This is a genomic window from Paenibacillus sp. FSL M7-1414 (genome assembly GCF_038003195.1).
Taxonomy (GTDB): domain Bacteria; phylum Bacillota; class Bacilli; order Paenibacillales; family Paenibacillaceae; genus Paenibacillus; species Paenibacillus amylolyticus.
Genome location: NZ_JBBOOS010000001.1, coordinates 6,897,549 through 6,920,618, shown reverse-complemented (window position 1 = coordinate 6,920,618; position 23,070 = coordinate 6,897,549). Strand labels below are relative to the sequence as shown.

Genomic DNA, 23,070 nt, shown 5'->3' with positions numbered 1-23,070 from the left:
ATAACATCTGTTTGTCGATCTAATTTTATTTCAGAATGGAAGGGGTATTATTGATGAAACATTTGAAGAAAAAGATGCTTGGTGGAACGAGTTTGGCTCTGTCCCTGTTTATGTTGTCCGCCTGTGGGTCTGAGGTAGCTACGACAGGAGCATCTGTAGATACAAGTGCTTTGCAGGAGAAGATTGCTGGCCTAGAGAAGAAACTGGTGGAGCAGGGAGCCAAGAGCGTTGAGCAGGAGCAAAAGATCGCAGCACTTGAGACCAAGTTGAATGAGCTGAGTACAAATGTGATTGCTGCAGGTGGGGCTGGTGGTCAAACGCCTGTAGCATCGGGAAACAATGGATCGGCCGGGAAAGGCGATGGGGTACTGATTACGTTTGCCCAGTATGAGAAGCTTGAGGTTGGCATGTCGGTGGAAGATGTCATCGAGATCCTTGGTGGTGAAGGTGAAGCGCTGAGTGAAGCGGAGAATATGGTGGTGTACAACTATAAGGGCACAGCTGGCAATGGTGCCAATGCGGTTATTGCTTTTCAAGGCGGGAAGCTGTTGACGAAGGCGCAGTCGGGATTGAATTAAAAAGCGTTTAGGATAGAAGACATTCATAGAATGGAACAGGGCAATAAGTAACTCTGTATTCGTAATTCAGGCGCAGGAGCAAGATTCATTCGCTATGTGAATTGGATTGTTACTGTTACAGGAGCATTCTTTTCAGGTACCGTAGAGGGATCTGGAAAGGATGCTTTTTGTGTTCTTTTACGGCGAATGGAGAGGTTTGGTGGATGTTGGGTACGATAAATTAGGGCTGGGGGTTTCTTTTCGGCGGCAGGTGTGATAGAACTGAGAAGTGGCTATCCTGTAATGGGATAAGCGGTTGTGAATCGGGAACATAGCTGGTTACAGAAAGGATGCTTAACGGATGTACGTTGTATGCAAAGAACACGTGGACATTGCCATCGACATGTTTGTCGATGAGTATGAGGACGCTCCAGATATCGTTGATCTGAAGGAGACGGAATTTGCCGATTGGGACCCGCCTGCGAAGTGCGCAGAGTGCGAACAGCACGCGGAATTCCTCGTCGTTTAGCGTACTGTAGGACTTAGATGGCCGGAGGCGTGACTATAGGTGGCGCTTCTGGCTGACTTTCCATCCGGTATGAACATCACAGCAAGAAGCCAAGGAGAGCGTGATTAGCGCTCTTTTTGTCTTTGTGGGGGAATTGGTGGTGGTTGTTAGGCAGCGTGGCGTTGGCGAGGGTTGTGGGGGATGAAGGTGGAGTAGGACAGTAGGAGAAGATTAAGCTAGGTAGGCGCCGAGCCGAGTTCTGAGTTGGGGTGAGCCAGGTTGTAGCAGACGTGCAAGGTGTGTAGGTAATAGAAATGGAAGCTCGGGCTTGGGGGAAAGTAGAATTTGGGTAACGGCGTTGTCGGTAGGGACGGTGGCGTGGCTGGGTTGGGTGGAGTAACTCTAAAGAACCTGACAGACCTTATTCGGGGCAAATACCGCCTGGTTGAAATCTAACGAATCGTAGACACGTTATATTGCTGAAATGGTCTCGAAAGAGGTGGGGAAGGCTCGTTTTTAGTGGGATAGCGTGTTTCAGATTCGTTAGATTTTAAAGGAGCCGAAATGAGGCTGAATAAGGTGTGTGGGATTCGTTAGAATTGGAGAGATATGTAGGTATACTACAGTTGGAACAAACGATGCTGTGAAGCTTCTTACTTATAGAAAGAATATTGTGCAAGCAAGATAATTTAGGAGGAATGATTTTTCGTGTTTATTCAGATTATTGGCGTAGGCAAATTGAAGGAAAAGTATCTCACGCTGGGCATTCAGGAATATGCCAAGCGTCTCGCCCCGTACATCAAGTTTCAGATGATCGAGGTCGCAGACGAAAAGGCCCCCGATACCCTGAGCGAAGCTGAGGTTCGGGCGGTAAAAGAGCGCGAGGGCGAACGCATCCTCGCACATGTGAAGAGCGAGGCGCATGTTGTCGCGCTCGCATTGGATGGCCAGCTCTGGAGTTCCGAAGAGCTGGCATTGGAGATCGACAAGCTCGGCACGTATGGGACGAGCCATGTCGTGTTTGTCATCGGAGGAAGCCACGGGCTCTCCGATGAGGTGTTGCGCCGTGCGAAGCAGCGCTTGAGCTTCGGGCGCATGACCCTGCCGCATCAGCTTATGCGGCTGGTATTGGTGGAGCAGATTTATCGCGCGGTGAAGATAAATCGGGGGGAACCGTACCATAAGTAAAGCACATTGGGAGGCGATAGCGAGAAATGCTGTCCGCTTCGTGCTAGCAGGGAATCCCCTCGGACTTGCAGAAGGGTAGACTTGAGATATCCATGCTAATTTAACTTTAATGCTTAAGCTTTCTGGATGCGCCTGTGGTATCATGAACATGCCTATCATCCCGTTACATCTGAGGGGGAAGAAGTTGCTTGTGAACATGGACAATTACTATAAATATGAGGATGTATCTGTATTAGATGATGCCAATTCAGCGCTAGATAGTGAAGCAGCTCGGTTGGCAAGTTTGATTTACACGCATACTTCGCAGGATGGGACCTATGCTTCACCGATCCATGGTCTTTATGTGAACCGATATTCGCAAGTAGAAGCGGCGGATGATGTTCACACTATGTTCTCGCCGGCAATCTGCATTGCAGCGCAAGGGAAAAAGCGAATTACCGTAGGCAAGGATGCTTATGAGTATGGTGCTTCGCGAATGTATATTGCCCCCGTTGCCTTGCCTGTTGCGATGAAAATCATGCAGGCCAGCCCCCAAATACCGTTCTTGGGGATAGGTCTATACCTCGATCCGCAAAGGATTGCTTCGTTGCTGCCGATGGTATTTCCTAATGGTTTACCGGAGGTTCGCAATCGCAGTGCGTGCTATGTCATCGAAGCAGACTTGGCCATGATGAACGCCGCTGCAAGATTGATGGCTTGCCTGTCCTCTCCTGATGATGCTCAAATGCTGGCTCCATTGGTGAAAGACGAGATTTATATCCGCATCCTCCGTAGCCCAATCGGTGTTTATGTTGCCGAGACTGTTCTGGCGGAATCGGGCATGCAGCAGGTTGCAAAAGCGATTGATTGGCTCCAAAATAACTTTTCTCAGCCGTTGAAAGTGGCGGATTTGGCGGAGCTGGTCCATATGAGCGAATCGTCGTTTCGCGAGTATTTCAGATCGGCTACTGCGATGAGCCCTCTGCAATATCAAAAGGTGCTGCGCCTGCAAGAGGCGAGGCGTCTAATGTTATCCAGCTCCATTGACGCAACTACGGCGAGCCGGCGTGTAGGCTATTTGAGCGATTCCCAATTTAGTCGCGATTACAGCCGATTTTTTGGGTGTCCTCCAACTAGAGATATCACAAGGTGGCGTCAGGACCAGCAAAAGTTGAAGTGAAACGCACATGTAAACGGCTTTTCGAATTTCCGCGGGCATAGAGCCTAGCGGATTTTTCCTTTTTAAGCGGCGGAATCTGTTGAATCAGGCAAAAACTCCGACGGAAAAGGCAAAGACCGCAGTAGTCAATCCCCTATACTAAGAGTAAACATCCTATCGATAGGAAAGGGGATTTCTGAAAATGCGTGTATTGGTTACAGGGGCGACAGGCTTCATCGGAGGGGCGGTCGTTCGCGAACTGCTGGATGCCGGTCATCAAGTGGTTGGTCTTGCCCGTTCTGAAAAAGCCGGCAAACGGCTTACGGCACTGGGTGCCCAGGTTCAAGTCGGTTCGATTGAGGATTTAGCAGGCTTGCGCAAAGTGGCTACTGCAGTAGACGGGGTCATTCATTTGGCCTTCTTCCACAAGTTCTCGCATGCGGGCCTTCCAACTCGGCTTAGGGTTTTATTCGGAGGGAATCCTCGTCATGTAGTGATGCGATTTATGAAGGCTGCAATTGAGATCGATAGGCGAGCCATCGAGACACTTGGCACCTCCTTACCCGCCGGTGACCGGGCGCTTGTCGTCGCGATGCCTACGATGACGCTTACTCCCGGCCGTCTCGGAACGGAGGCCAGCGCTGGGGATCCTCAATCGCAAGGTGGATTACGCATCATTTCAGAACATACCACCCTAGACTTGGCAAATCGTGGGATACGTTCCTCGATTGTACGCCTCCCACCGATCGTACACGGTGAAGGCGATAAGACGGGCTTGTTCCCAAATCTGGTGAACATCGCTCGCAAGAAGGGGTTCTCCGCCTATACAGGCTCCGGTAACAACCGTTGGCCATCCGTGCATCTACTGGATGCGGCGCGCCTTTTTAGACTCGCCTTAGAACAAGCTCCGGCAGGGTCCCGGTTTCATGCAGTGAGCGAAGAGGGCATTCCATTTCAAGAGATCGCCACGGCTTTGGGCCTACATTTGAACTTGCCGGTCCAAGGTATTGGGGTTGAAGAAGCAGGTAAACATTTCGGATGGCTTGCACCCTTCACGAAAACGGATAATCCGGCGTCCAGTGCGTTGACGCAGGAGCGTTTAGGATGGAAACCAGTACATCCTACCCTTTTAGATGATATTCGGAAGGGGCATTATTTCTAACTGTAAAGCTGGGAGGAAGCGAAGATCCGTTTGCACCAAAAGTACGGCAGGAAACTTGACCACGACAAGCGTTGAATTTGTACGTCCCTTTCTGGCCGATGCCTTAATCGAGAAGATCGGTATTGACTCTATAGCCACTATAGGGTTTAAAGGGACAACAGCTTCACGGTGCATCAACGGAGGAGGATAATTCAAATGGGAAATAAGATGATTCGGGCACTCGTTCTCATTCTTGCATTTTCGATTGCCGGATACGCAATTGTTCAGTATGGCGTGCTTAAAGCTAGTGATGCAGGACTTGTCTCTTTCAAATTGCAAAAGCCGAATTTTGAACTCAAACCATGGATATATGTACTATACATCCATATTGTTACCGCGATATTTGCCTTGATCATAGGATCCTTTCAACTATTTATGAAGCCAACGAATGATAGGAAACGTTGGCATCGCCTAATGGGGTATGGATATGTTCTTTCGATTACAATTAGTGGGATCGTGAGTGTGTATTTATCCCTTTTTGCCACGGGAGGTTGGATTGCCGGGCTTGGGTTCATGTCGCTCGATGTATTGTGGGTTGCGACGACGCTTATTGCAACGAGAAAAATTATGGCGAAAGACATCCAAGCTCATAAAGCATGGATGCTTCGCAGTTATGCGCTTACTCTTGCAGCTGTTACGCTTCGATTCTGGTTAGCGCCGCTGAATCTTCTGCTTGGCGATTTCGAGGCGGGGTTTCGGGTTGTCGCTTGGGTTTGTTGGATTCCTAATCTGCTCGTCATAGAAGCCGTGATTTCCAGAATGAGGTTGCGGCAGCGGCAATGATTTACAACTGCCAGCTACAGAAGGAACGCTAAACGCGCTCCTTCTGTACAATGAGAATTAATCGAATCAGTTCAGAGGTATTCGCTGAGGAATCTGAATCAATAGAAGAGAAATAAGATCGATGTCGCAATGAAGTACTTAGGTCTATTTTTGGACAATCAAATGAAGGTTTTGGTTGAGCGAACAGAGAGTATTCTCTATTATGCCGAATCTGACCTATCGAAAGATCAGGGGGCAGGCTGGATCGGCGGAAATGCACCTCAATTTTTTGATGATCAAGACGACCTCATCCATGAAGGTAAACAAAAATATCTTTTTTACTTGAGCCTCGTCCATCCTTTTAAAACGGAGAACATGATTTCGATCTTCATCCCTGAAGACTATGAGGAGTATTTGAAAAACAATATGTATCCTAATTGCTCGATCAAGGTAATTGAGCACCCCATTTCAACTGAAAACATCAAAGAGATGTTTACTAACCCAGGCCTTAAAAAACACACCATCTCAGACGGGACACTAAGCAATGACCAGAAATCAATGGACCAGTCTTTTTTGATCAAAGTAGGGGAAACCCGAGACTTATTCAAAATGAAGACTATTATTTTACGAATTTGATGGCGGAGTCATTTTCTTTTTTATTTCAAGTCGATGAAGATGGTTACCCCGAAACGTTGGTTCAACACGAATACAATTATCCTTTTGGTTTTGGATCACTATATATCTTTGCCATGATAAGGGCCACCGAGATACAACAACCTGTAGCAGGTTTTTGGCAATTCTCCTGATTTCGCTAGATGTTACGATGAACCGTACCACAAGTAGGGTGAGTATCTAATGGAAAAAGAATTTTGCGTTGTAAGTCTAGTTAATAAACTAATAATATAAAAAAAGGATATTGAAAGTAAAAATAGAACATAAACAAAGTGTGTAATTTTTTCTTTTAACTGAGCTCTATTGAAATATAAAAAGTCATTAGGAGGTTATATAATGTCGATAAATATGAAACTAGTAGAAAAAATATCAGATTTAATAAAAGTAGCATCTCAAACATTCTCAGATAATGTTGCTGAGGATGTTTGTAATAATGCAAGGAAGTCAGCAGAAGCAATAAGCAAAGCGGTTATATATGATCACTTTGGAGAACAGCTTGGGTCCGATATTATTTTAGGAAAGAAAAAAGTTGATGGATCTTCGGTAAACGGTAGAATTAGAGAATTAGATTTATCCAAATTGTCTCAAATTATCACATGTGAGAATCCAATAAATTTCATTATTATTACAAATAAACGCACAAGGCATAGAGTGGCTTCCTACCTTGAAACAGTTAGGACACATGGAAACCCGGCATCTCATGACCCTAACAGCGCAGAAGATTTTATAAATATTGGTCATGTAAATATCACGAAGATTGCAGTTGTGAATTTATTAAAGTGGTTTTTTGAGGAATATTTGGAGGAGACTATACCAACAGATTTGAAAGAAGTAGTTAAGCTTTTATCAAACGGAGAGGCTGCTTCGGCAGTAATAAAAGAATTGAGTAATTTAAAAAAATTCAATATTGAGTTAAAAGATTGGTTCCATGCTCTGGATTACACTTTTGATAATTTAAATATTGAAAACGATAGTTTCTTTGTTTTTGTGATAAAAATTCCTGAAAGACGGAGGACATTAGATGTTCTAGTCTATGGTATAACATCACAAATAAAAGTAAAACATGTAAAAGAGTTAGAACACCTAACAAAGTACCATGATTGTGACGAGGGTTGGGTGGTTTCAACTTCAAATGTGACTAAGGCAGCAAAAGACTATTCCGAAAGCGTATCAGGATCTCGTAGCTATATTTGTTATAATTTCGATCAACTCATTGAAGAAACAATTGATTTATCTAATTACTTTGATTGGATCGAAACGGAGATAATGGGTAAAAAAATAGAAAAAAATTACATACCACTGTACTGTGAAAAGATGGAAATAGATGAACGGACTAAACTTTTTGAAGCGAAAAATGTTTACGATGAAGAAGATGGGGGGTTAGAAAGATATATAGACTATTGGCAACAAGATAACCAAAAAGAACATATCTCTATTCTTGGAGAATTCGGAACTGGGAAATCATGGTTTTGCTTATATTATACATGGAAAATGATAAATAAATATAAAGAAGCAAAGAAGACAAACTTTCCCCGTCCAAGGATCCCGATATTAATTTATCTTAGGGATTATTCAAAAGCTATGAAAGTCGACACACTAATTTCTGATTTTTTCTTTCGACTTCACAAAATTGAAGTAAAGGGCGCATTTTCAGCATTCATGCAATTAAATAAAATGGGTAAGTTACTTCTTATATTTGATGGATTTGATGAGATGGCAGATAAAGTAAATAAGCAAAAAATGATAGATAATTTTTGGGAGCTTGCAAGTGTCATTAATGGAAACTCAAAGGTTGTTCTCTCATGTAGAAATGAACATTTTCCCCAAATAAAAGAGGGAAGATCATTGCTAAATGCTGAATTAAAAGAATCAACAAAATTTTTAACAGGTGAAAGTCCCCAATTTGAGGTACTACAGTTGTTAAAATTTAATGATGAACAACTACGAAAGGTATTGTCTCTGCATACTAACCCCGAAGTAGTAAATAAGTTAATAAATAACGAGGAAATTAAGGATTTATTAGCTCGTCCTATAATGATTGATTTAATTATAGATGCAATAAAAGATATTGAAGATAATAAACCTGTAGATATGGCCAGAATTTATTTGTATGCGATACAACGTAAGATGGAGAGAGATATTAAGCAAGTAAGGACATTTACTTCCTTAGCAGACAAACTCTACTTTTTATGCGAATTATCTTGGGAGATGATTTCGAACGATAAGTTGACTATTAATTATAAAGAATTCCCCAATGTTATAAATCGCCTATTTAACTTAGATGACAAGGAAATTGACTACTGGAGATACGACTTGAGAGGGCAGACTATTTTGATAATAGATGAAGAGGATGGTAACTATAAACCTGCTCATAAGTCATTTTTAGAATTTTTTGTTGCATATAAGTTTGTAGCGGAACTAGGAATTCTACCAGATGATTTTACAGAATGTGCGAGGCTCCGCATAAACGAAGATCAAGAATTAGTAAATCAAAATTACACGTGGTCTTCGTACTTTAATAGAAATAAAAATGAATATATGGATGAAAAACTTAAATTAAGATATTTCGAGCAAGAAGATATTTTGTACATCATCCAATCATTTGGTAAACTTCCGCTTACAAAAGTGATTCTAGATCTAATGATGGATATTATTAAATTTGATGGGGAAGAAGTTGAATTAAAACTTTTGAAATTACTAGATCAGTGTAGAAAAAAAACATTTGAAGAAGTTAACTATTTAACAAATAATATTGTACTTTTGCTATTATCCTTTAAAAATGATTATTTTTCCAATAAGGATTTGTCAGACTTATCACTAAGAAATTTCTCTATACCATACAATCCAAAATATAGACTAAATGAGCCTGAAATCGGTAAGAAACTATTAAGCACTTATGGAGTTTTCAAAAATACACTATTTGACAATTGCGATTTACAAAATGCTAATTTGGGTAGTTTCGTATTTGACAGAGAATCAAACATTTATGAAGGCGCATCTTTTAGAAATACAAATTTAGATAATTTTAAATTTAATTCCTATCAAATTGATGATCTAGATATTGACGAAGTAAGTGGAACTATTGTTTTAGGATCTCCGGATCACTTATTGGTTCTTGACCTTGAGTCTTTCCAAGTTAAAGAGAGAGTGAATGATCCGGCGTGGAATGTTAGTATCAATACAAACACAAGAGTTATTGCACACTCTGATTGGGGAAAAGTAAAAATTCGCTCAATTGGGAACCTTTCTCTTCACAAAACTTTAGAAGTTGAGCCATATATTAATCCTACTGCAAGTGAGTCAAAAAATTGGTGGACGGGCAAGTTTTTGTTTTCAAAAAAATCCAATATTCTCTATGCAGGATGTAATAACTCTTACATCTATTTGTATGATCTTAATAGTTGTGAAGAAATAAAAGCTTTAGAATGCTTTTATAATGCTGACCGGTTATCTCTGAATTATTCGGAGAATTATCTTCTTAGTTCTGGATTTGATGAGTTTATTTTGTGGAATCTCAATACTAATGAGAAGGTATTTTTTGAAAAACTCCCAAAAGAGAAAAATAACTTAGTTAAATATTATGCTACTTTTCACCCATATTTAGATCAGTTTGCAATTAGTGATGAAACGTCAATTAAAATATTTGAAACTTATTCACAGGAGAAACTATTCGAGATTGTTCTACAAGATTGCAAGCATCTTACCATTAACGGAAGTGGTGAATTTATTGCTGTTTCGGTGAAAGACGAAATTTTTATTTATAACTACAGCACCAAAGAATTACACAATAAGTTTAAAATTAAGACTATTATATGCGAGAATAATACAATAGCAAAAGAGGATTACGATGATTATTTTTATTCTGTTAGAGAAATAAAATTTAATTATGATGGGACTATTATATATATATTAAACAGTAGGGAATTATTGGCTGTAGATTTAGGAACATTACAATTACTAAATAGATATTTGCATCTTGATGATTTAAGTGGGTGTGAGTTTGTAAACTCTTCAGGGTTAACATCTTCTAAAGTTGATGTATTAAAGAAAAATGGAGCCATTTTTTAGTGTAAAAGAGTTTATTGAGAGTAAGATTAAGAACACTTTCATAATACAAGTGACAAGATCTTAAAAATGTCTTCTAGTCTAATTCTCTAGTGTTAGGCGATACCACCTTTTTCATGTTCAGAACGGTTCAGAATTTAAAATAAAAACACAAAAAGGAGTAGCTACGCGCTACGGCATGCTCTTTTTGTGTTTTTTTCGCTATTATGCCGGTTACATTTTCAAGAAAAAATGTTGGACTATATTCGTTAGATATTTGGGTTTACATATCGGAATTAATTTGCACAATGTATGGACGCTTGGTATATGGTATCCGCAACTATTTCCTCCCGGAGGTGAAGTGTAAACAGTTGTTGTTTTGTCCCACTAAATTCTTTTGGAATGTAGTCTGTTAATGCTTCATTATAGTAGAACTCTATAGATCTTCCGCCAGAATCCGTTTGAATAGCTCCAGTTCAATTAGCTCGATTTTGATATTTTGTGAGGCTAATTTATACGATACTGACTCAGATAAATCCTCAACTGCAAATTTGGATAAATGATACAGTGACATTTTTATAAAAGGTTACTTTTCTACCCATGGAAGAGTTATTGATTAGCAGACCTTCTTGATTATATCTAAAGTGTGGTAGCATGGCTTTTGTTATTCGGACCAGACCAAACACATTCACTTAAAGCTGTCTTCGAATCTGCTCTCCGTGAATACTTCGATATGATCCATTGTTCCACACCCGGCATTATTCAGGAGAACATCAATCTTACCAAACCACCCAATAGCTTCCGTTAACGCAGGTTGAATCGTATCTTCTTTCTCAACATCGAGCCTAAGCACAAACACATTATGTAATGTAATTAACTCAGTTTCTTTTTCAGGTGAACGCATCCCGTGGCTACTACGTGCTTTGTGGTTTATGATTCGGACATTTTTTAAGGCCTCTTTTCAAGCTGTTATTGGATAATCAACAGGTCTGGCCTTTTAGCTATTATTAAAAGCTATGACTAGCCATGCTTTTTTCATATAACAAGCATTCCTTTTCATCATGCTATACTCATTAGAATAAAAAGTTAGAAGGAGAAATAGTTATGATACCATTTCGTAATGATCATGTAGGTAGCTTTCTACGTCCTGCAGATTTAAGTCAGGCACGTGAACAATATAAATCAGGCAACATCACATATGAAGAATTAAGAGCTGTGGAAGATAAAGAGATTATTCGAATTATTGAAAAGCAGAAGGAGAATGGTGTATCTGCAGTTACGGATGGTGAATTCCGTAGAAGCTGGTGGCATTTTGATTTTCTGGGTGGCTTGGATGGCGTAGAGCTATATGAGCAAATAGACGGACCGAAATTCCACAATATGCAAACGCGCAAGGGCGGAATTCGTGTTATTGGTAAAGTCGATTTCTCGAGTCATCCCTTTGTTCAGGATTTTGAGTTTTTGAAAAAACATGCAGGTGACGCAGTGGCGAAACAGACTATTCCAAGTCCAAACATGCTTCTATATCGGTTAGAAAATGACGCCAATATCTATACGGACCGTGAGCAATTCCTTCAGGATACGATTGCGGCGTATCAAAAAGCCATTCAAGCCTTCTATGATGCGGGATGTCGATATCTGCAATTAGATGATACAGCTTGGGCAGACCTATTCTCAGACGCTGGTCACGATAAGCTGCGCGCCAAAGGTCTGGAACCGGCAGAAGAGTTGAAAACGATGCAGCGAATGATTAACGAAACATTGGCTCATAAACCCGCAGATTTAGTTGTGACGATGCATATTTGTCGTGGTAACTATAAATCGAACTATTTCTCAACGGGTGGTTATGATTACGCTTCTGAAGTTATCTTTGGAGGCTTAAACGTAGATGGTTTATTTTTAGAATTTGATGATGAGCGCTCAGGTGGTTTCGAGCCATTAAAATATGTGAATCGAAAAGATTTGAAAATCGTGCTTGGTTTACTCACATCGAAAACAGGCGAGTTAGAGGATAAAGAACACATTAAAGCTCGGATTGCAGAGGCGGCAACCTATGTACCACTTGAGCAACTTTGTTTGAGTCCACAATGTGGCTTTTCATCTACAGAAGAAGGCAATATTTTAACGGAAGAACAGCAATGGCGTAAACTTCGTTATGTGAAGGGAATTGCAGAAGAAGTTTGGAATTAATCCATTTAAATAACGGAGGGGGATGTAAAATGACAATTCAAGCAGACCAAGAGACAATTATAGTTGAAGCGTTCATTAATGGTCAGAATGTAAAATCCCTTTCGCAGGTAGCAAAAGAGAATCCGACAAACCCAACTGAGATCGTAGGTTATTTCCCTGTCACTACGAAAGAACAAGCCGTTGAAGCGATTGAAGCGGCGGCAGGGGCTTTTAAAACATGGAAGCAGACCCCCATTGATGAACGCATTATTATGATGCGCAAGGCGATCGAGAAGATTAGAGCAGCTGAAAATGAAATTGTTCATTTGCTGTCCAGAGAGCATGGCAAGCCCCTATATGATGCACACGGTGAAATTTATGTTTCGTTAATGTGGATGGAGTTTGCTTGTAATGAAGCCAAATCGGCTCTACAGGAAGAGATCAAAGAGCATGAGAATGGTAAAACGATTCTTACCTATGATCCAATGGGTGTGGTGGCAGCGATTAGTCCATGGAACTATCCCATTGCTTTATCTACCATTAAGATCGCTCCTGCCTTGCTTGCGGGCAACACGATTGTGCTTAAACCCAGTCCATTTGCACCGCTGGCGGCAGCGAAGGTGGCAGAGATTATTGCGAGTGAGTTCCCGGCTGGTGTAATCAATGTCGTTCATGGTGATGCAGATGTGGGCGTTGAACTGACTAGTAATCCTCATGTTACTAAAATCGCCTTTACAGGTGGAACCGCGACCGCTAAGCATATTATCAAAGCAGCTTCGGAAACGATTAAGGATATGACACTTGAGCTTGGCGGCAATGATGCGGCGATCTTCTTGGAAAGCTTTGATGTACATGATGAGCGAGCCATGCGCCGGATTGTCATTTCTAATTTTTTGACAACAGGACAGATCTGTATGATCGCCAAACGTGTATATGTACACCGTTCTATTTATGATGCGTTTGTGGAAAAATATATCGAGGCGGCTAATCGCTGGATTCGAATCGGTGATCCATTTGATTCGAATACGACAGTAGGTCCGGTTAATAACCTGAAGCAGAAAGATTACGTGCTTGGCTTGGTTGAAGATGCACAAAAGCGCGGGGCTAAGGTCATCCCTCTCGGTCAAATTCTTGATCAGAAGCTGTTTGACCAAGGTTACTACCTACAACCTACGCTTGTCTTAGGTTGCGATGTTCATGATCCGATTGTAGTGGAGGAACAGTTTGGTCCTACGGTTCCGATTCTTCCATTTGACGATGAAGAGCAGGTTATTCATCTACACAATGAAAGCATATATGGATTGACGAGTTCTGTCTGGGGGAAAGAAGAGGATGCCATCTCCGTCGCACGTCAACTCGAAGCTGGAACGACCATGATCAATACAGCTGCTGTTCAGGGTCTTGACGTTCGGTTCCCTTTCGGTGGCTTTAAGCAATCTGGTATTGGCCGTGAATACGGCGCCGAAGGGATCCGCACGTATACAGAAAAACATGTCATCAACGTTCCGAAGACACTGGATCTTCCTTATATACCTGAATAAATTTTATATCACATAACTTCGCATCGTACAGGGCATGTACATGTGAAATTAAATGTAGGTTCTAACTTTACTCTGGTGACAATCAAAATAATAAGAAATAAAGAAGCCACTCCATTTTTTGGAGTGGCTTTTTATTCAGCTATTATACGGTGAATGGCGGCTATCTTCTACCTAGTGTCTCCCAAATTCCATGGAGCCAGGCGTCGAACTCAGCATCTTTGTCGCCCTCGTAAGTATCATAGAGATCCAGACGTGTCTTTTGCAGTTTTTCCTTAAATTCCTCAAATGTGTGACCTTCAGGAAGGCTTTTTTTGATCCGCAGCAAAATTTTGTTAGTACCTTTAAACAGCTCGCCTTTGTTTTTGGCAGGCATTTGTACATCTTCATCCAACTGTTTCAGCTTGTGATATGCAGCTTCACGCACCTGGAACACTTGATCATTTTTCAAAACATGCTGAAGTAACTTAATGGTAGGGGCTGTATCCCAGTTTCCCAATTCGTTCACCGCATTCAGTCTGTCTCTCCAGCTTGACGTACGGTTAGCCGCTCGTTTGAGCTCTTCAAAGTTCTCCGGTAGTTCGTTCACTGCTCCAACTTCATGGTTGTTCGTCAAAATTCAATCTCCTTAATCATCGCCATCTCGGCAGAATGATGAATGTTATTTATGTGATCACTATTATAGCACGAACCTGACTAAACTACTCCTATGAAGCCGATTGGTTAGCCTTTTCCTTAACGAAGTCTACCATGAACACCCAACCAATCAGTCCACATAAGACAAAACCAAACGCATGCAGAGCTCCGTAAATGGGAATGAAATCGCGTATGGTTAATGAGTACATATTTTTCAGTAACGGATAGAAGATGGAAATGACGACCACCGTGTAAAAGGCTAGGCAAGAAAGGCCTAAAAAGATGGTTGCCTTAATATCCAAAGCGTTTTTCCTCAAGTAAGTAAGGAGATAAGCGGTGTAAACCACAATATTACAGGCAAACAAAGCGACACCAATGTATTCAATCGGCTTGGAGAAAATCATACCAATAGCAATCAAGATGGGTCCGATGATATCGATGGCAACAACCCAGGGGTACCAGCTTTTCTTCGTCATGATGCGTCCCAGTTCACCAATGAAAATTGGAACGATTGCAGATGAGAAATGAAAGTGAACCGAGCTTAACGCGTGCGTTGCAGGATTAGCTTGAAAGAGGTTCAATTGATATTGATATAAGGTAAACCAAATGCCTCCGATGAAAAAATAAACGAGCCCCGCACCAATTGCTATTTCCGCTGCTTTTCCTTTAGCGATCACAATAGTGGTCAAGCCATAGATGCCAAGCAGCAGTGTGAACAGTAGCCACCCAAGGGACAGAATTCCTGGGATTGCCGTACTTTCTAACCCCCACATCTTACTACTCATTACCGAAGCTAGAGTAAGAAGCGCAGCGGGAAATTGAAGCCACTTCATAGCGGCATACATCAATCGTTGATATGTATTCTTCGCGTCATGATCCAAAAGTAAAATCACAAGAGGCACAATAACGAAAGCCGCAAACAGTAGAAATTTTTCAACAAGTTCGAATGGAAAGTAATCCAGATAAAATATCAGAATGGTTATGATACCACCGGGAAATGCGGGTGATTTCATGAGTTGCTTCAAGGAACTATTCATGGGGCTTCCTTTCTAACCTACGTCTATCGTAAGATCTGCCTGCATTCAGTTATGTCGCGTTTAATTAGTATAGAACGGCAATTCTCCTTCTAGTAGATTAACACAGTTATATGTAGATATATAAGAATAAATCCCCTCAATAACAAGACTTCATTCTTCAAATCCCAATAAAATTAATGCATTTTTTGTGATTCAACCAGGCAAGGGCAACTGTCATCACATTCTTGTTCAGTTTTTGTTTAGAGTTAATGATTATACTAAAATTCGCAACAAATCTGGAGACGGGAAGAAGGTAATAAATGTTGCTATAGTTCTTTTTGAACAGTGTAGGTTATAGACGAAGAAACACAAGAAGTTTGCTGTATTAGGGATCATTATATTTCAATTTTGTACGGAGGCACTAGATATGAACAACGATGGCTTTAGAAAATTTATTTCAATTGCGCTCACGGTCTGTCTAATATTTGGGCTTAGTGGTCTTACTCCTTTAGACGGCTCAGTGGCCAATGCGGCAATCGCTCCGACTATGGCGGAGACGAACTACGACCAGTACCAAGTCAAGTTAACTGCCGACCCGGTGACGGATGCGCCACCTAGCGGTTTTGGCACAGCGGCATCAGACGGACGTATTTGGACTGACAAGAGCGTTACGGCAGAGGGTGATGGCAGTTTTAATGTCAAATTGTCAGCGTTAGCACAAGAATATATGACCGCAAATTCGACCAATCCAGGTATCGGAGGGAGCGGCAATGCTGACGGTCCTGCGGCGGACGTAACCTTTATTTTGGACATGAGTTCGTCTATGGGAAATCTAAATGGGAGAGAAATAGCAGAAACAGCAGGTGGACCTGGTGTGTACTATCGTGTGGAAGCGATGGCCAAGGCAGCCAACGATGCAATCCGCACAGTCATGGATGCCAATCCCAATAACCGCGTTGCGGTTTATTGGTTTGGAGGATCGGCTAGCTCCAACCACCTCGGCACGTTTATGGAACTAGGACACTACGTATTTAGTTCAGGACATGGAACGGAAGATTATTTGAAATATGCAACATCGAACCAAAACATCACATTGAACAGCAATCTAGTCAAGGATGGTACGGCCGTTGGAACGAAGTCGCCAGTCTCGCTAGGGGCAGGTACGCCAACGCAGGACGGTATCATGTATGGCGTCTCTAAGACGATGAGCAGTGTTGGAACTAAGGGCACGGGACCTAAGCGCCAGCCTTACTTGTTCCTTCTATCAGATGGGGCGGCAATTCATGCCAAGAAGGCATGGTATACTTCGCCCAAAGGCAAATCGTTTGAAACGGAATTTCAAAATGCAGTAACCGAAGCTACAACGATTGCAAACTACAATCAGAGTGGCACTGATGGTACCAAATACGTACCAGCTACTGCCGGTACCAGTCTGGCCAATACAGGTGATCCGGAAATTGCTGCGTTGACTATACTCACGGGCGCATACATGAAGGGTCTTTTAGATAATCAGTACACTGCATACAATGGAGGAGAATCCACTAAGGCCAAAGTGTATACAGTGGGACTGGGTTCCACAACGGCAATTAACGGACCGTATAGTGGTAGCCAGCCAGTCTATGCATGGGCAGGTCTTGACCCGAAAAGAGTCAACGATAATAAGGAAGACAGTAGTTATAACTATGGTACGGCAAAGAATACCTATGACAAGCTGAAAACGTATGCTGCTCAGGGGCCAAATGGTTTTAACTACGCAGATTCTTTTGTCTACAGTAATTATTACACATTCGCTCCAACCTATGACATTGTCAGTTCAGCTTTTGCTGGGTTGGCCAATGATGTAGAAGCTACTACGACCATACTTCCGCTTCTCAATATACCGGAGACTACCGATCTTGGCTCAGAGACAGCCGATATAGCAAGTGCAATTGTTGTTGCAGACGAAATCAGCGAGGACTTTAATGTTGATCTGTCCACGTTGAAAATCGGTGACGCTGTCGCAACGGTGGATGCAAATACAACGATAAATGGCGGTACAGCGTATCAATTTGCTGGATACGGAAGTAAAGCCGTCATTAAGACAGTCGCAGGTGTTACCAGTCTCACTTGGTATATCGACGCGGAAGATATGCAACGGCATATTTATCGCTTCAAGAACCGGACAAGCCCAAAGTCGGGAGAATATAGTGCACCAACAGACGGTTCATTTGCACTCAACTATAAAGTAAAACCTACTTTTCAGGTATCTCCCAATAATGTAGGAAACATATCTCGCTACTTGAATTTAGGTAATGCCATGGATGGGGCCAAAACAGCAGCTTATTTCTTCCCGCCTACGGACAGCCCTTACTATCTTGCTTTAACGAGTAAGCAGACGATCTCCAAAACAGATGGAATTGGTGCAACTTATGTAACCGAGGAGTCACTGAATAATGGAAGAGCGACGATGAAACTTGGAAACAACGGTAAGCTTGATCTGAAGATGGGGATTGACAAGACAGGTCCCACAACGGTTCAGACCAACGGATCTATAGACTACACAGTTACAATCTATAACTATACGAATACGACAAAAACAGGTCTTAGTGTCACCAGTGAGGGCCAAACACAAACGGGAATTGATGTACCCGCGAATAGTAGTAAGGTGCTGAGCTTCACGAAAACGGCACCAGGTACACCGCAAACTGTGATCAGCGACAATGCTGTAATTTCGGGGATGAATCTTGGCTCTAATACAGTAACTACCAATGTAACGGATGTGACAATAGCTGTGGTCACCACGCATGTCATCGAAGCCATTGGAGGCACGACTGAAGGGGATAATACCTACAATATTGGTGACTCAGCAACAATTAAGGCAAGCGCAGATCAAGGATATGCATTCGTGGGATGGTATGACAACCAAGCAGGTACAGGTACTCCAGTAAGTACAAGTGCAGCATATACGTTTACCGTTCAGACGGATGTAGGCTATTATGCTAAATATGTTATGCTGCCAGTCGCGGAGAATGACACGTATAGTGTCTTAAGAGGAGATACGCTCACCGTTTCGGCACTAGAGGGCATCTTGATGAACGATACGGATGCGGAGGGACGTCCACTTACGGCGGGGGCTATCAGCTCTGTCAGCGACCCGAGCAAGGGCACTCTGAATGTAAGTCCTGACGGATCATTCACATTCGTGGCAGATGAGGAAGCGTCCGGTAACGTTACGTTTACTTACCAAGCAGACAATGGCATCGCCCAGTCAAACGTAGCTACGGTGACGATTGCGATTACTCTACCAGTTTCTACGCATGAGCCTATTGCGGAGAATGACACCTATCGCATTAAGAGTGGAGATACGCTCACTGTTCCAGTTGAGGCAGGTATACTCACGAACGATACCGATGATGAGAATCATCCGCTTACGGCGATGAATGTCAGCTCAATCAGTGATCCAAGCATGGGCACGCTGAATGTGAGCCCTGACGGATCGTTCACGTTCATTGCGGAGGAGAATGCTTCCGGTAATGTTACGTTTACCTATCAAGCCTTTGACGGAACCGTTTATTCGAGTGTAGCTACGGTGACGATCACAATTACGTTGCCAATCAATACACATGTCATTGGAAATGTCGGGGGCACGACTAATGGTGACGATGCTTATGGGCTTGGCGAATCGGCAACAATTGCGGCTAACCCAAGTCTGGGCTATTCATTCGTGGGATGGTATGAGAACGAAGAAGGCACAGGCATTCCAGTAAGCACGGATGCGTCATACACCTTTACTGTTCAGACAGCCGGAGACTATTATGCAAAATTCAGAGCGGTGCCAGTTGCCGAGAATGACAGCTATCAGGTTGCAAGAGGGGGTAAACTTACTGTCCCGGCGGAAAAAGGAATTTTACTCAATGACACTAGCGCAGGGAATGATACGCTCACAGCAGTGAATATTAGTTCAGTTAGCGACGCAAGCAAGGGTACGCTGACGGCCAACTCGGATGGCTCATTCACGTTTGAGGCAAAAGAGGAAGCATCAGGAAGTGTGACGTTCACGTATCAAGCTTCTGACGGAACAGGTCAGTCCAACATAGCTACGGTGACGATCACAATTACCAACCCGAGCATTGTTGGAACGGTGACGGATAAGAAAACCGGAGACCCGGTATCCGGGGCGACAGTCATTTTACGTGACCTTGCAGGTAAGGAAAAGGAGCGGTTCACGACAGGTTCAAATGGTAAATATAATTTTGAAAATGTCGTGATCAATAAATATATTCTAGAAGTGATTAGCGATAAGTACAGCTTGGCTCATCGAGAAATCTCAGTATCCACGGTCAACGTTAATACGAATGGAGTTGTCATCCAGGACTTTGAGCTTGTCGAGTTTGAAATGACGTTGACGGCCAACCCATCGTCCATACTTGGTAACGGCACGTCAACATCTGTCTTTAAGGCGGTGGTGACTGATAAAGAGGGTAATCCTCAGGCAGGGGTCCAAGTTGTATTTAAAGTGCCGGATACAACATACGGCCATTTTGCTGGGGACTTGAATACGATAAGCGTCTTGACGGACGCACACGGAATCGCAACTACAACCTTCACGGCGGCTATACTTGGCGGTACGGAATCTGCATCTATACCATTAACGGCAACGGTTTCTGACAGCCCAAGAGATCTCTATGTGAGTGATACGATTCATATTACGATCACCCCTGGTGTTATTACGGGTATTGTCACAGACCAAGCGGGTCACCCCGTAGCAGGCGCTTTGATTAAAGTGAGCAAAGATTTTGATGGTGATGGTATTACTGATTTTCATGCTGTTGCAGTTACAGCGGGCGATGGGGCATACACCCTAGCTATACCGCAGGGTAATGTGACATACAATGTATCCATTACAAAGCAAGTAGAGATTGGTGGACAGAAAAAATCCGTCACGTTTAATCAGAGTGTTCCAGTAAATGCTAGTGTGGATGGTCGATCCTTTGAGGGGAATAAAACAGTCTCTGGTGTTGTCTTGGTGGAAACATCGCAGGGTGGCTCCCTGGCACTCAACGGAACTGTGGGCGGCGGTTACACGGTGTTGATCAATGACGGCAATGGGACTCATACAGGCCAAATTGATTCCAATGGAATATTCAATATCGACAGTGTACTTAAGGGCATCTACACTGCCGATGTCATCTATAACATTCCGCTCCCGGGCGGTGGAACACAACCTGTTGTTGTTGGTCATGCTGATATTGAAATCAGTTCAGACGGACAAATCAGCATTAGTGAGGTGCTCATTGACCCCTACGGTACAATTACCGATTCCGTGACGGGTCATCCAATATCCGGTGCAATCGTTACACTTCATTACAGCAACGGAACGGTGGTCAACTTGCCACCTGTGAGCAGCTTCCCGCCAGCGGATAACGCGAACCCGCAGACGAGTGATGCGACTGGGCAGTATGCGTTCATGGTATTTCCGCATACGGACTACTACTTAACCGCGACCAAGGCAGGATATAAGAATTTCGACAGCAGAGTTGTCGATACGAACCAGCCGCTAATTCATGTAGGTACGGAGATCGTGCTGTACGACTTTAGCATGACGCCACTGCCGTCATCCAACGGAGGGGGCTCTCCAGTTGTAACGACTGATCCTGTAGGGCCACCAGTCACAACGACTGAGCCTGCACCACCGAAGACCATAACGACCAAGCCCATTGATCTTGCCACAGCTATCCTTGTGGACAAAATGAAGGGCAGAGAAGACGATATTCTAACCTTCACCGTGATTTACGCCAATAAAACGTTGACTGAGGCTGATGGCTTGTATGTTAAAGCTACTATCCCGGCGGGAATGAGTTTAGTTGATGCAAACGGCGGCGTCGTTACGGGCCAAGAAATAAAATGGATTGTTGGTAAGCTGGCAGGAGACACACGTGGCCAATTGACGTTTAAACTAAAGGTTAACGAAATGACCGAAGGCGAGAACTATGCTTCTGTTACGGCTGTTGTTGGCTCAGATCATAAGCTTACGCTTGTGAATACGCAAGACGATACGTCCTTGATTAAAGTGATGTTGTACTCTAACCGTTATGAGCACAAACATGATCGATATATTATGGGGTACCCAGACGGTAATGTGAAACCTGAAAAGCTCATCACTCGTGCAGAGATTGCAGCTATTTTTGCCCGGACACTTCATTTGCAAGATGAGGTTCGACACATCAAGCTGTACAGCGATGTCGCTACGGATTACTGGGGTGCCGATTATATCGAAGCAGTTGCAAATAAAGGGATATTCAAAGGCTATGCGGATCTTACATTCAGACCGGATCAGCCCATTACAAGAGCAGAGCTAGCGACAGCCATTGCTCGTTATCTCGGCGTTGCCAAAGAACTCAAGATGGACCATACTTTGAGAATCAGCTCGTTTACAGATATTGAGGGGAACTGGGCGGAGCAGTCTATCGATGAAGTTTTCCGTTTCGGTATCGTATCAGGGTATAAGGATGCTTCTTTCCAACCTGGAAGTCAGATTACCCGAGAGGAAGCCGTTAAGATGATTAATGGGATGCTGTATAGAGGTCCTCTGACTGGAGCAGAACCTTCATATCCGGACAACCGTTTGGACAAATGGTCATATGGACATGTCGAGGAAGCCACAAGAACCCATACGTATAAAATCAATGAAGATGGCTCGGAAACGATGATCAAGTATATCCCGGAAGATCTGTGGTAATTTTGCATCGTGAATACACTCAAACTTAGTAATAAGTAAGTGCACGCTATCTTAAACTAATCTGAGGGATCTCATTAGATTCCTCAGATTTTTTTGCTATCTGGTTATGTACATACATATTGGTGAGTGGACCCAAAAACGTTAGACACAAAAAAGAGCCGCAAATCATGCGACTCTTTTTTGTCTTTCTGTACATTCGAGTTCGTTTCCCTTTTAACGCCCGCCCGTATTCGAAGCCCAGACAGGAATCCAACTATTCGGATAATTGCTATTGGTCAGGGTTGTGTTATAGAGAACTAAATTCCCATCACTTTGCATGACCAGTGTATCACCTGTTGTGTTAGCCGGTAAGCTGCTCCCGTGATGACCTGGAATCCATGAGGTGGTATTGGGAGACCAAGCAGCTACCTGTACAGAAGTATCGATCACCAAAACTTTATCCCATCCCCAACCGGTATAATATTCGAATTTACCTGTAGCCGGGTTGAAACCATAACGATAACCATATTGGTAAACGTCTTGATATTTCATGCCATATTTATACATGACAGGTTTACCGTATTGTGGTTCAAACTTGAACGTGAGAGCCCCACTGTTACTGGTACCGCTACTCCAGAGAGAAGAACCGTTTTGATAGATAACGAAGTTCCCGTCATTTTGCCAAATGGCTGAAAATCTACCATCTTGGGAGGTGAGATAGTCACCCTTTGCCATGTTTTGGCCGATCGTGAGCTTATCACCAAGATAGCCAGCAGAGGCCGTTGCTGGTACAGCAAATGCAAGAATCAACAAGCAAGCCATAAGAATTCGAAAAGATCTGGGGAAAAGTTGTCTGTTCATTGGACACGCTCCTATGTTCTTTATAAGTGGTAGTTATAGGGAAAATCGCGATATATAATGCTCTCCGGGGTCACCTCCTTTAA

15 protein-coding genes are annotated in these 23,070 nt (G+C 43.0%); 11 read left to right on the top strand and 4 right to left on the bottom strand.

Annotated features, from left to right (window positions below; translation table 11 throughout):
• Positions 1–53: 53 nt before the first annotated feature.
• The 8 genes from MHH92_RS30100 to MHH92_RS30065 all read left to right on the top strand — a co-directional run bounded on the left by MHH92_RS30100 (position 54) and on the right by MHH92_RS30065 (position 10,094).
• Positions 54–578 (top strand): hypothetical protein, encoded by a 525-nt coding sequence (locus MHH92_RS30100; protein WP_340907591.1) that lies wholly within the window; start codon positions 54–56, stop codon positions 576–578.
• 340 nt (positions 579–918) lie between these two features.
• Entirely contained in the window at positions 919–1,086 is a 168-nt protein-coding gene (locus MHH92_RS30095; protein WP_017691462.1) for a CxxH/CxxC protein, read from the top strand.
• A gap of 687 nt (positions 1,087–1,773) precedes the next feature.
• Entirely contained in the window at positions 1,774–2,253 is a 480-nt protein-coding gene (gene rlmH / locus MHH92_RS30090) for a 23S rRNA (pseudouridine(1915)-N(3))-methyltransferase RlmH (RefSeq protein WP_017691463.1), read from the top strand.
• Positions 2,254–2,449: 196 nt separating this feature from the next.
• Positions 2,450–3,412, top strand: coding sequence for an AraC family transcriptional regulator (locus MHH92_RS30085; RefSeq protein ID WP_340907812.1), 963 nt, complete (start codon positions 2,450–2,452; stop codon positions 3,410–3,412).
• A gap of 181 nt (positions 3,413–3,593) precedes the next feature.
• Positions 3,594–4,553: an SDR family oxidoreductase gene (locus tag MHH92_RS30080; RefSeq protein ID WP_340907590.1), complete on the top strand. Its 960-nt coding sequence runs from the start codon at positions 3,594–3,596 to the stop codon at positions 4,551–4,553.
• A 195-nt stretch (positions 4,554–4,748) separates the two neighbouring features.
• Positions 4,749–5,375: a DUF2306 domain-containing protein gene (locus MHH92_RS30075; protein ID WP_340907589.1), complete on the top strand. Its 627-nt coding sequence runs from the start codon at positions 4,749–4,751 to the stop codon at positions 5,373–5,375.
• Positions 5,376–5,504: 129 nt separating this feature from the next.
• A complete protein-coding gene (locus tag MHH92_RS30070; RefSeq protein ID WP_445744694.1) occupies positions 5,505–5,990 on the top strand; it encodes a hypothetical protein in 486 nt (161 codons plus the stop codon).
• A 372-nt stretch (positions 5,991–6,362) separates the two neighbouring features.
• The gene (locus MHH92_RS30065; RefSeq protein WP_340907588.1) at positions 6,363–10,094 is read left to right on the top strand and encodes a restriction endonuclease; all 3,732 of its coding nucleotides are present in this window, start codon (positions 6,363–6,365) and stop codon (positions 10,092–10,094) included.
• Positions 10,095–10,758: 664 nt separating this feature from the next.
• On the opposite strand, the gene MHH92_RS30060 is transcribed toward MHH92_RS30065, so the two are convergent.
• Complete coding sequence (locus MHH92_RS30060) at positions 10,759–10,974, bottom strand: SDR family NAD(P)-dependent oxidoreductase (RefSeq protein ID WP_340907587.1); 216 nt, start codon at positions 10,972–10,974, stop codon at positions 10,759–10,761.
• A gap of 200 nt (positions 10,975–11,174) precedes the next feature.
• On the opposite strand from MHH92_RS30060, the gene MHH92_RS30055 reads away from it, so the two are divergent.
• On the top strand, positions 11,175–12,260 hold the full coding sequence (locus MHH92_RS30055) for a 5-methyltetrahydropteroyltriglutamate--homocysteine S-methyltransferase (RefSeq protein WP_340907586.1): 1,086 nt from the start codon (positions 11,175–11,177) through the stop codon (positions 12,258–12,260).
• Between the two features lie 29 nt (positions 12,261–12,289).
• Entirely contained in the window at positions 12,290–13,780 is a 1,491-nt protein-coding gene (locus MHH92_RS30050) for an aldehyde dehydrogenase family protein (protein ID WP_340907585.1), read from the top strand.
• A 160-nt stretch (positions 13,781–13,940) separates the two neighbouring features.
• Here the strand turns inward: MHH92_RS30050 and MHH92_RS30045 are convergent, their stop codons facing one another.
• Together MHH92_RS30045 and MHH92_RS30040 are read right to left on the bottom strand one after the other, a co-directional pair.
• On the bottom strand, positions 13,941–14,393 hold the full coding sequence (locus tag MHH92_RS30045; protein ID WP_091035293.1) for a HEAT repeat domain-containing protein: 453 nt from the start codon (positions 14,391–14,393) through the stop codon (positions 13,941–13,943).
• Between the two features lie 91 nt (positions 14,394–14,484).
• The gene (locus MHH92_RS30040) at positions 14,485–15,450 is read right to left on the bottom strand and encodes a YndJ family transporter (RefSeq protein WP_340907584.1); all 966 of its coding nucleotides are present in this window, start codon (positions 15,448–15,450) and stop codon (positions 14,485–14,487) included.
• 406 nt (positions 15,451–15,856) lie between these two features.
• Between MHH92_RS30040 and MHH92_RS30035 the strand changes: the two genes are divergently transcribed.
• Positions 15,857–22,147 (top strand): Ig-like domain-containing protein, encoded by a 6,291-nt coding sequence (locus tag MHH92_RS30035; RefSeq protein WP_340907583.1) that lies wholly within the window; start codon positions 15,857–15,859, stop codon positions 22,145–22,147.
• Positions 22,148–22,360: 213 nt separating this feature from the next.
• On the opposite strand, the gene MHH92_RS30030 is transcribed toward MHH92_RS30035, so the two are convergent.
• A complete protein-coding gene (locus MHH92_RS30030; protein ID WP_340907581.1) occupies positions 22,361–22,987 on the bottom strand; it encodes a hypothetical protein in 627 nt (208 codons plus the stop codon).
• Between the last annotated feature and the right edge of the window lie 83 nt (positions 22,988–23,070).